Consider the following 2,777-nt stretch of genomic DNA (forward strand, 5'->3'; position numbering starts at 1 on the left):
CGGACCGCCTCGCTTCGAACTGCAATATCCGAACTTCCGAACAGAGGGAGCACCAGATCAATCTTTGATTGATCATCTTCCTTGATCAGTTCGATCAGCGCGGCTACCTGCCTGCCGGAGCTGAGAGATTCGACAGGGTCACCCGAGTCGTCTTGCATGTTTCCTCGCCTTCGAGTTGTCCAAGCTTTCTCTGGACATGAGATCGCGCATTTCCTATTCGATACACCTATCGGCGACGAGTTGCTTCCCGCCCGTGGCCATTTCGGCGACGAAGGCGCCTACCAGGGCAATTGCTGTGAGCGATGCAATGTCGTCCAATGCTGACCGGACCCCCTAACGGATAGCTGCGTCCGCTGCCATCGTGATTCTGACGCCGAGTTGCAGGCTCTGGAAGAGTCTGACCGTAGCGGGGTGCGGGTACCTGTCAGACGGTCGGACTAGCTTTGCGGCTATGGGACTTTCAGTGGGAACCGGGGGGCTGGCCTTTGCCGTGGCAGCCGGCGGCGACCCGGCGTATCTCGATGCGTTGACCGAGCAACTGCGTGCGCTCAGCGAACTACTGGTGCGGGAGGGGCTTGCTCCGCACGACGAGCCGAGGACCGCGGGTTCGGCCGAGGACCGCGCTCGGATAGGGGGCGTGCCCTACTCTTTCGTGCATTATCTGCGGCGCGCGTATGCCCGAGCGCGTGAGTATCCCGAGCAGCCGCTGACACCCGTCGCCGACGGAGACAGCGCTTCGGATGATCCCGCCATCAACCTGGTCGGATCCACCTTCGACTCCCACCTGATCTGCCATTCGGATTGCGAAGGGTTCTACGTACCGGTCGATTTCGACGACGTGCTTTTCGCCGGTGAGGATGTCGACGTCGCCGGTGGCATGGTCGGGTCGAGCAGTGCGCTGATACGCGAACTCGTCTATGTCGCACCGTATTTGGGTATCGAGCTGGTCGATGGTGTGCTCTCCGACGCCGAGATCGGCAGGATCCGGACGATGCTGGACAGCGATTCGTCGCACCCGTTCGACCGGGAGTTGATCACCTGGCTGCTGCTGTTCGAGGCCGCGAGGGTGTCGATCGAGAACGGCACCGTTGTCGAGTTCGGGTGATCGGACAATCCGTGCCCGGCTCAGTCGACCAGGGTCATCGGCGGCGGCTCCCACTTTCCGTCGAGGGCGTTCTCGCGCGGTGCGTAGAGGCGGAGGGTGAGGGAGAAGTCGCCGGTGGCGGGGATGGGGAGCCAGTTGCCGGTGGGGACGGTGGGACGTGGGTCCTGGTGCTGGACGGCTAGTTCCACAGATCCGTCGGGGGCGGGGACAACGGCGGGGAAGTGACCTACCGAGTAGATCGTGTCGGGGTTGGGGACCAGGAAACCTTGCGTGTCGTAGGCGGTGATCGAGGTGAAGGCGTGGACAGGAGGCCATCGGCCCGGTTCGAAACGGATTCGGTAGCGCAGTGGGTTGCCCCGGTCGTCGGTGGTGGGGGCGTCGCGGTTCGCGTAGAGCACGTCACGAATGGGGGCAAGGGCGGGGGAGCGCTTGGTGGTGGCCGCGCGGCGGAGGTAGTCGGTACCGAAGGTGCCGAGGTCGACGGGGATCTCCCAGCCGTTGACAAAGCGGGCGGTCGGGTCTGTCCAGTCGGCGATGCGGCGGTGGGCCTGGCGCACCGCCTCGTCGAGGATTTCGGCGGGCTGGTCGTCGAGGACCCCGCCGGGCTGGACACCGATCGTGGCCAGTTGCGTCATCAGTGGCGCGTCGGCGGCAGCGGGGGGATCGGTGAGCATCAGCCGGCACAGGCGGTTGAGATAGGTGCGGCCGTCCAACGCGGCGATCCGCTTCGTCGGTGGCTCCGGTCCACGGTCTATCGCGTGGACGCGGCTGACCGTCCCGGCGAGTTCACCGCGATCCCAGGCGCTGAGCGGGATCAGCTTCATCTTCTCCTGCCACTGGTTGACCGTCGGCGCGTCCGGGGTGCCGTTGATCTGGACCCGCGCGACGATCGTGCACATCGACGACGGCATGTGCAGCCGGGTCACGTTCGCGGGCAGCACACCGGACCACTGCGGCCCGGTGAGGACGTAGGTGAAGGGTGGGCCGTCGGCGTCCACGGTGGTTCGCGGGGTCTTGCTGGTCAGGTCGTGCACGGTGTTCGCCCACCCGTCGACCAGCTGGAACAGCCAGAACCGGTCGGGCTCCATCCCCGGGATCTGGAGCACGATCGGCTCTTCGGTGATATCGAGCCACGCCTGCGAATACACCATGTCGTGGCTGAGCCTGGCCACCCCGCGATCGTCGGGATCGGGCAGCACACTGTGATCGAAGCCGTTGATCGGCCCGCTCGCCGCGCGCATCATGTCCAGCAGGATCATCGGATAGCCGTAGATGTAGGCGTCGATCGCCCGGGCGAGCAGATCCGGGCGACCGGTGGTGCGGATCGGCTCGGGAACCGATGCGTCACCGCATCCGGGCAACGCCGCCGCGGCGGTGGCCGCGGCGGCGAGCCCGAGCAACGATCGCCTGGTCAGCGCGCTCGCGCGAGAATCCATGCACGCTCCGTTCGAAGGCTTGATCGCCGAGCGTATGACGAGTCAGCAACGCACCGCCTCATACACAACGGGTGAATTGCCTCAACCGAGCAGCACCCGCCGCATCAGGAATCCGACCCTGGCCCGGCCGGCGATCGGGTCGTCGCCGAAGCGCTGACCGAGGTCGATGACCATCGCGAACGCCGCGTGCACCAGGAAACGCGCCTCGGCCGCGGAGAGCTCCGGCCGCATATCGC

General features: G+C 65.7%; 2 protein-coding genes. One reads left to right on the forward strand and one right to left on the reverse strand.

Going from position 1 to position 2,777, the window contains the following annotated elements:
- Window positions 1-361: 361 nt before the first annotated feature.
- On the forward strand, window positions 362-1,105 hold the full coding sequence (locus ACFWF3_RS31190) for a hypothetical protein (protein ID WP_379317317.1): 744 nt from the start codon (window positions 362-364) through the stop codon (window positions 1,103-1,105).
- A gap of 20 nt (window positions 1,106-1,125) precedes the next feature.
- On the opposite strand, the gene ACFWF3_RS31195 is transcribed toward ACFWF3_RS31190, so the two are convergent.
- Window positions 1,126-2,541, reverse strand: a complete 1,416-nt coding sequence (locus ACFWF3_RS31195) for a DUF1254 domain-containing protein (RefSeq protein WP_379317319.1) — start codon at window positions 2,539-2,541, stop codon at window positions 1,126-1,128.
- Between the last annotated feature and the right edge of the window lie 236 nt (window positions 2,542-2,777).

The organism is Nocardia sp. NPDC060220, assembly GCF_042727815.1.
Taxonomy (GTDB): Bacteria; Actinomycetota; Actinomycetes; order Mycobacteriales; family Mycobacteriaceae; genus Nocardia.